Below are 6,398 nucleotides of genomic sequence, written 5' to 3' on the forward strand. Positions count from 1 at the left end.
GCGGCGGGGGCCGCGGGGGCGTCCGCCGTCTCGGCGTCGTCCTTCGACTCGGTCTCGGCCTCCTCGACGACGGCGACGACCTCGGTCTCGTCGTCGTCGACCTCCTCGGGCTCGACGGCCTCGGGCGAGTCCTCGTCCTCGACGGGCGCGGCGGCCTTGGTCGCGGCCCGGGCGCGCGGGGTCTTGGCCGCAGCGGTCTTGCGTGCGGCGGGCTTCTTGGTCGTCGTCGCGTCGTCGTCGACGGCGTCGAGCGTTGCGGTCTTGGTAGCTCTGGTGGCCATGGCGGCACCTCTCCATCCGTTGCGTCCCGGTTGCGAGCGGCTCCGGAGGGCGTCGCTCGTCGGTGGGCATTACGAGGACCCATGTCAAGTCGAGGACGTTGCACGCCCGACGTGGGCGTGGTGCTCCTCGACCCGAACGGGTCCTATTGACAATTATTGCACGCCTGAGTAGTGCGGTCGCGCGCGGAGCCCCTCGGGTCTCCGATCGATCGGTCGCGAGCCTCCGGTGCCGATCCCGTCGACCCGCTGCCCCGCCGCAGTGGAGCCGGTCGCTCGATCAGCGGCCGGGACGTCCTCGACGGAGGCGATCACTGAGTGCAACCCAGAGAGGGGCCACCATTATTCCCTCGTCCTCGGCGAGCCGGCGCCTCGTCCGGCGCCGGGCGCTGATCAGACCGACGACCCCCAGACCCACGACGACGTACTGGACGCACCACGCCAGGCGGAAGCTCTCCATCGAGTAGAGCCGGGCGGAACCGCCGTCCGGACCCGCGAGCGCGTCGAGGATGAGCCCCATCGCGAACATCATTGTGAAGCTGGCCAGGAACCCGCCGACATTGACCACGCCGTTGGCGGCGCCGAGGGCGCGGGAGGGATTGAAGGTCCGGGCGAAGTCGAAGCCGATCATCGATCCGGGTCCGCCGGCGCCGATGACGATCAGCAGGAGGACGATCAGCGAGTACGGCGGCACGCCGGGCCAGAGCAGGACCACCGTCCAGGCCACGCCCATGGTGGACACGATCCCCAGCACGAGGTTGCTGCGCCGCATGGGGTGCCGCGCGGTGAGCACCCCGAGGATCGGACCGACCACGATCCCGGCGACGACGACGATGGTGAGCGTCGGCGCCGCGACGGCGGGCGGCAGCCCGATCGCGTAGACGAGGAACGGGTAGCCCCACAGCAGGGTGAAGACCGTTCCGGAGGACTGCGTCACGAAGTGCGACCAGAATCCCAGCTGGGTGCCCGGTCGCCGCAGGCTCACGCCGAGCTGGGCGATCGTGGCGCGGAGGGTCGGCGGCGTCAGGACGATCGGCTCCGTGCGCGGCGGGAGGTCACTGATCAGGAGCAGCACACCGAGGAAGGCGACCGCGCCCAGCGCTGCAGCGGAGAGGAACGCGGGGGTCCAGCCGACCGAGTGCAGGATCGCGGCGAACGGGAGGGCCGAGAGGATCTGCCCGATCTGCCCGATGTTGCCGATCCACTGCGACAGCTGCGGGACGATCGGGCCGCTGAACCACGCGACCGTTAGGCGGATGACGGAGGTGAAGATCGCCGCGTCGCCGGCGCCCACGAGGATCCGTCCCAGGATCGCGACTCCGATCGACGGAGCGACGGCGAGCACGACCTGCCCGAGCATCATGAGCGCCGTGCCGGACAGGATGAGGGTCTTCGGTCCGAACCGGTCGATCAGGATCCCGACCGGGATCTGCATCCCGGCGTAGACGATCAGCTGGACGACGGCCAGCGAGGAGAGCACAGCGGCCGCGACTCCGAAGCGCTCCGCGGCGTCGACGCCGGCGACCCCGAGAGTGGTGCGGTCGAGGACCGCCACCAGGTAGGCGAAGGCACCGGCTCCGAAGACGAACCACGCTCGACGAGATCGCACTCGTCCGATCCTACCGAGGGCGGCGACGGCCTAGGACGCGGACGAGTCCTCGCCCGGGCGCCGGATCGCGAGGAACTTCTCGAGCTCGGCGGCCAGAGCATCCGCCGTGGGAACGGAGCCGTCCTCGTCGGTGAGAGGGGACCGGAGGCTGGTCCCCTCCATGTAGGTGTCGTGGCGCGACTCCAGGGCAGCGACGAGCTTCTGCAGCTCCTCGTTGCCCGCGACCTGCTCGTCCACCTTCGCGAGGAACTCGCGCCCGCTCTCGCGCAGGCGGTCGGTCGGGAAGATGAGACCGGTCGACGCCGAGATGCTCTCGAGCGCAGCGACGGCGGCCTGCGGGTACTCGGTGTCCGAGAGGTAGTGCGGGATGAGGAGGGCGAATCCGACCGCCGGTATGCCGCGCTCGAAGAGGCGAAGCTCGAGGAGGTGCAGCACGTTCGAGGGGATCTGCGTGTGCGGGCGCCAGACCGACATCGCCTCGACGAGGTCCTCGCGGTTGCCGCTGACCGTGACCCCGACGGGTCTCGTGTGCGGCACGGGCATCGGGATGGCGTGCACCCAGGTGGTGCTCGCGACCTCGAGCCGCTCGATGAGCGAGACCACGGCGCGGGTGAAGCGCTCCCACTGGAAGTCGGGCTCGAACCCGGTGAGCAGGAGGAACGGCTGGTGCAGCTCGTCTCGCGCGACCGAGAGGCGCAGGACGGCCGGGCGGTAGTCGGTCAGGTGGTCCTGATCGAACGTGATGATCGGCCGGCGAGCGCGGTAGTCGAGGAGCTGATCCTGATCGAAGGCGGCGATCGGGCGGTGCTCGAGGGTGTCGAGCAGGTACTCCCCCAGCTGGCCGACGGCGCCCCCGGCATCGGTGAAGCCGGTCAGGCCGGCGACGAGGTGCAGCCCGCGCGGAACCTCGGAGAGGTCGCCCTCGATCTCGAACAGGTCTTCCGGATCCAGCATGCCTCTCACTGTAGACGGGACCCGTCGGGCCCCTGGCGAGCGGCGCTCGGCCCTGAGCGAACAGCGCCTAGCATTGCCGCCATGCCCCTCTCCTCTCTCGAGTACACGACCGCGCCCGCCTCCGACATCGACACCGACGCCCTCGTCCTGGGTGTCGCGCCGGGCCCGGACGGGCCGCAGCTGCTCGGAGCGACGGGCTTCGACGACCTGGTCGGCGCCCTCCCGGCGCTCGGCGCCACGGGAGCCGTCGACTCGATCCTGCGCGTGCCCTCGACCGGTCGCGCGGGCGTCGTCGTGCTCGTCGGCCTCGGCTCGGCCGAGCCGGCCGCCGACGCCCTCCGCGCAGCAGCGGGTCTCGCCGTGCGCACGCTGGCGGGGACCGCGTCCGTCGCGCTCGCCCTTCCCGCGGCCACCCCGGAGGCACTCGCCGCCGTCGCCGAGGGCGCCGCCCTGGGCTCCTACTCGTTCACCGCCTTCCGCGGCACCACCGCCGCCACGGTGAAGACCCCCGTCGAGTCCGTCGTGCTCGTCTCGACCGGGGCGGCTGCCGACCCCGCGATCCTCGAGCGCGCACTCGTCGTCGCCCGGGCGGTCGCCACCGTGAAGGACCTCGTCAACACGCCTCCGTCGCACCTGTACCCGCAGACCCTCGCCGAGGCGGTCCAGGAGGGCGCCGCCGGGCTGCCCCTCGAGGTCACCGTCTGGGACGAGGCGGCACTCGCCGAGGACGGCTTCGGCGGCATCCTCGGCGTGGGCAGCGGCTCGACCCGGCCGCCGCGCCTCGTGAAGGTCTCCTACTCGCCGGAGGGAGCGACCTCCCACCTCGCGCTGGTGGGCAAGGGCATCACCTTCGACAGCGGCGGACTCTCGCTCAAGCCCCCGGCCTCGATGGTGGGGATGAAGTACGACATGACGGGCGCGGCGACCGTGTGGGCCGTGGCGCGCGCCGTCGCGGAGCTCGCGCTCCCCGTCCGGGTGACCGCCTGGCTCTGCATCGCGGAGAACCTCCCCTCCGGCAGCGCCATCCGGCCCAACGACGTGCTGACGATCCGCGGCGGCACGACGGTCGAGGTCCTCAACACCGACGCCGAGGGGCGCCTCGTGCTCGCCGACGGACTCGTCGCGGCGAGCGAGGAGCAGCCCGACGCGATCATCGACGTCGCGACCCTGACCGGAGCCGCGAGCGTCGCGCTGGGCAACCGCTACACGGGCGTCATGGGCGACGACGACTTCGTCGCCCGGGTCGTCGCCACCGCCGCCGAAGCGGGCGAGCCCTTCTGGCAGATGCCCTTCCCGGCCGAGCTCCGCCCGCTCCTGAACTCCGACGTCGCCGACCTCGCCAACGTGAAGATCGGCAGCACCGCCGGCGGCATGCTGATCGCCGGGCACTTCCTGCGCGAGTTCATCGGCACCCGTGGAGAGGGCGAGGCCGTGACGGCCATCCCCTGGGCCCACCTCGACATCGCGGGGCCCGCCAACAACGCCGGTGGGGCCTACGGCTTCACGGCGGGCGGACCGACCGGAGTCACCGTGCGGACGCTCGTGGCGCTGGCCGAGGGCTTCGCGAGCGCGTAGTAGGGTCGACGGGGCGGGAGATCCCGCCTCGTCCCCTTCTCCGCCGGTCCTGAGCGCTCCGCGCCGCGGCCCGTTGCGAGACCGGGACCGCACGTCGCAAGGGAGTCACTGGGTGTCGGAAGAGAGCTACGACCTGGTCGTGCTCGGCGGGGGCAGCGGCGGATACGCCGCAGCGCTGCGAGCGACTCAACTGGGGCTCAGCGTGGCTCTCGTCGAGCGGGACAAGCTCGGCGGCACCTGCCTCCACCGCGGCTGCGTCCCCACGAAGGCCCTCCTGCACGCCGCCGAGCTGGCGGACGGAGCGAAGGACGCCCAGAAGCACGGAGTCCTCGCGAGCTTCGAGGGCATCGACATCGCCGGAGTCACCCGGTACCGCCGGGGCGTGGTCGCCGGCAAGTACAAGGGCCTGCAGAGCCTCGTCTCCTCGCGTGGCATCACGGTCGTCGAGGGCGACGGCCGCCTCGCCGGCCCGACGACCGTCGTCGTCGGCGAGCACGTCCTGCACGGCGGGTCGATCGTCGTCGCCACCGGCTCGTCCTCGCGGACCCTGCCCGGGATCGAGATCGGCGGTCGAGTGCTGACCAGCGACGAGGCCCTCGAGCTCGACCACGTGCCCGACCGGGTCGTCGTGCTCGGCGGCGGCGTCATCGGAGTCGAGTTCGCGAGCGTCTGGCGCTCCTTCGGTGCCGAGGTCACCATCGTCGAGGCGCTCCCCCACCTCGTGCCGAACGAGGACGAGAGCGCGAGCAAGCAGCTCGAGCGCGCCTTCCGCAAGCGCGGCATCTCCTTCCAGCTCGGCTCGCGCGTCTCCTCGGTCTCCCAGTCCGAGACGGGCGTGAGCGTGAGCCTCGAGAGCGGAGCCGTGCTCGAGGGCGATGTGCTCCTGGTCGCGGTCGGCCGCGGACCCGTCACCGCCGGCATCGGCCTCGAGGAGGCCGGAGTGGGTCTCGATCGCGGCTACGTCGTCACTGACGAGCGTCTGCAGACCTCCGTTCCGGGCGTCTACGCCGTGGGCGACATCGTGCCCGGCCTCCAGCTGGCCCACCGGAGCTTCCAGCAGGGCATCTTCGTCGCCGAGGAGATCGCCGGCCTCGGCCCCCAGGTCGTCGCCGACGTCAACGTCCCGAAGGTCACCTACAGCGACCCGGAGGTCGCCTCGGTCGGACTGACCGAGGCATCGGCCGTGGCCGAGTACGGGGCGGAGCGCATCGCGTCGTACGACTACAACCTGGGCGGGAACGCGCGCAGCACGATCCTCGGCACGAGCGGATCGGTCAAGGTCGTCCGCGTCGTCGACGGCCCCGTCGTCGGCGTCCACATGGTCGGCGCCCGCGTCGGCGAGCTGATCGGGGAGGCCCAGCTCATCGTGAACTGGGAGGCGCACCCCGAGGACGTCGCGCCCCTCGTGCACGCGCACCCCACGCAGAACGAGGCGCTCGGCGAGGCGCACCTCGCGCTGGCCGGGAAGCCGCTGCACGCCCTCTAGACCCACCGCGGGGCGGCGACCCGTCGCTCCCGCTTCACTAAGCTGAACACTGTACGCACACGTCTTAAGGAGACAGGATCATGAGCGAATCCGTCAGCCTCCCGGCACTCGGAGAGAGTGTCACGGAAGGAACGGTCACCCGCTGGCTGAAGAACGTGGGGGATCGCGTCGAGGTCGACGAGCCCCTGCTCGAGGTGTCGACCGACAAGGTCGACACCGAGATCCCGTCGCCCGTCGCCGGTGTCATCGAGGAGATCCTCGTCCAGGAGGACGAGACCGTCGAGGTCGGCGCCGAGCTGGTCCGGATCGGCGACGGTTCCGCGTCGGCCGCCCCCGCTGAGCCCGAGGCACCCGCGGCCGAGGAGGCTCCGGAGGTCGAGGCCGCCGAGACCGAGCCCACCGACGTCGCGACCCCGTCCGTCGACTCGGACAGCGAGGAGGAGGCTCCGGCCCCCGCCGAGCCCGAGCCGGCCCCGGCCGCCGAGAAGCCCGCCGC

General features: G+C 71.8%; 5 protein-coding genes and 1 pseudogene. 3 read left to right on the plus strand and 3 right to left on the minus strand.

From position 1 onward, the window contains the following. The 3 genes and pseudogenes from NB037_RS18015 to NB037_RS18025 form a co-directional block, all read right to left on the minus strand. Positions 1-281 (minus strand): annotated as a pseudogene (locus NB037_RS18015) (hypothetical protein); the annotation flags it as partial. 277 nt (positions 282-558) lie between these two features. Continuing rightward, entirely contained in the window at positions 559-1,887 is a 1,329-nt protein-coding gene (locus NB037_RS18020) for an MFS transporter (protein WP_251948239.1), read from the minus strand. A gap of 30 nt (positions 1,888-1,917) precedes the next feature. Continuing rightward, positions 1,918-2,841, minus strand: a complete 924-nt coding sequence (locus tag NB037_RS18025; RefSeq protein WP_251948242.1) for a proteasome assembly chaperone family protein — start codon at positions 2,839-2,841, stop codon at positions 1,918-1,920. An 81-nt stretch (positions 2,842-2,922) separates the two neighbouring features. Here NB037_RS18025 and NB037_RS18030 point away from each other — a divergent pair, with 81 nt between their 5' ends. The 3 genes from NB037_RS18030 to NB037_RS18040 form a co-directional block, all read left to right on the plus strand. Then, positions 2,923-4,416: a leucyl aminopeptidase gene (locus tag NB037_RS18030; protein WP_251948244.1), complete on the plus strand. Its 1,494-nt coding sequence runs from the start codon at positions 2,923-2,925 to the stop codon at positions 4,414-4,416. A 112-nt stretch (positions 4,417-4,528) separates the two neighbouring features. Continuing rightward, positions 4,529-5,902 (plus strand): dihydrolipoyl dehydrogenase, encoded by a 1,374-nt coding sequence (gene lpdA / locus NB037_RS18035; RefSeq protein WP_251948246.1) that lies wholly within the window; start codon positions 4,529-4,531, stop codon positions 5,900-5,902. Between the two features lie 80 nt (positions 5,903-5,982). Further along, positions 5,983-6,398, plus strand: a 416-nt coding sequence (locus NB037_RS18040) for a biotin/lipoyl-containing protein (protein ID WP_308202090.1), incomplete at its 3' end; no start/stop codon positions are given.

It is taken from the genome of Rathayibacter rubneri, assembly GCF_023743255.1.
In the GTDB taxonomy this organism is placed as follows: domain Bacteria; phylum Actinomycetota; class Actinomycetes; order Actinomycetales; family Microbacteriaceae; genus Rathayibacter; species Rathayibacter rubneri.

Bases quoted from the DNA above. Each gene is read 5' to 3' on its own strand.
- NB037_RS18025 (WP_251948242.1), bottom strand. From the start codon at position 2,841: ATGCTGGATCCGGAAGACCTGTTCGAGATCGAGGGCGACCTCTCCGAG.
- NB037_RS18030 (WP_251948244.1), top strand. From the start codon at position 2,923: ATGCCCCTCTCCTCTCTCGAGTACACGACCGCGCCCGCCTCCGACATC.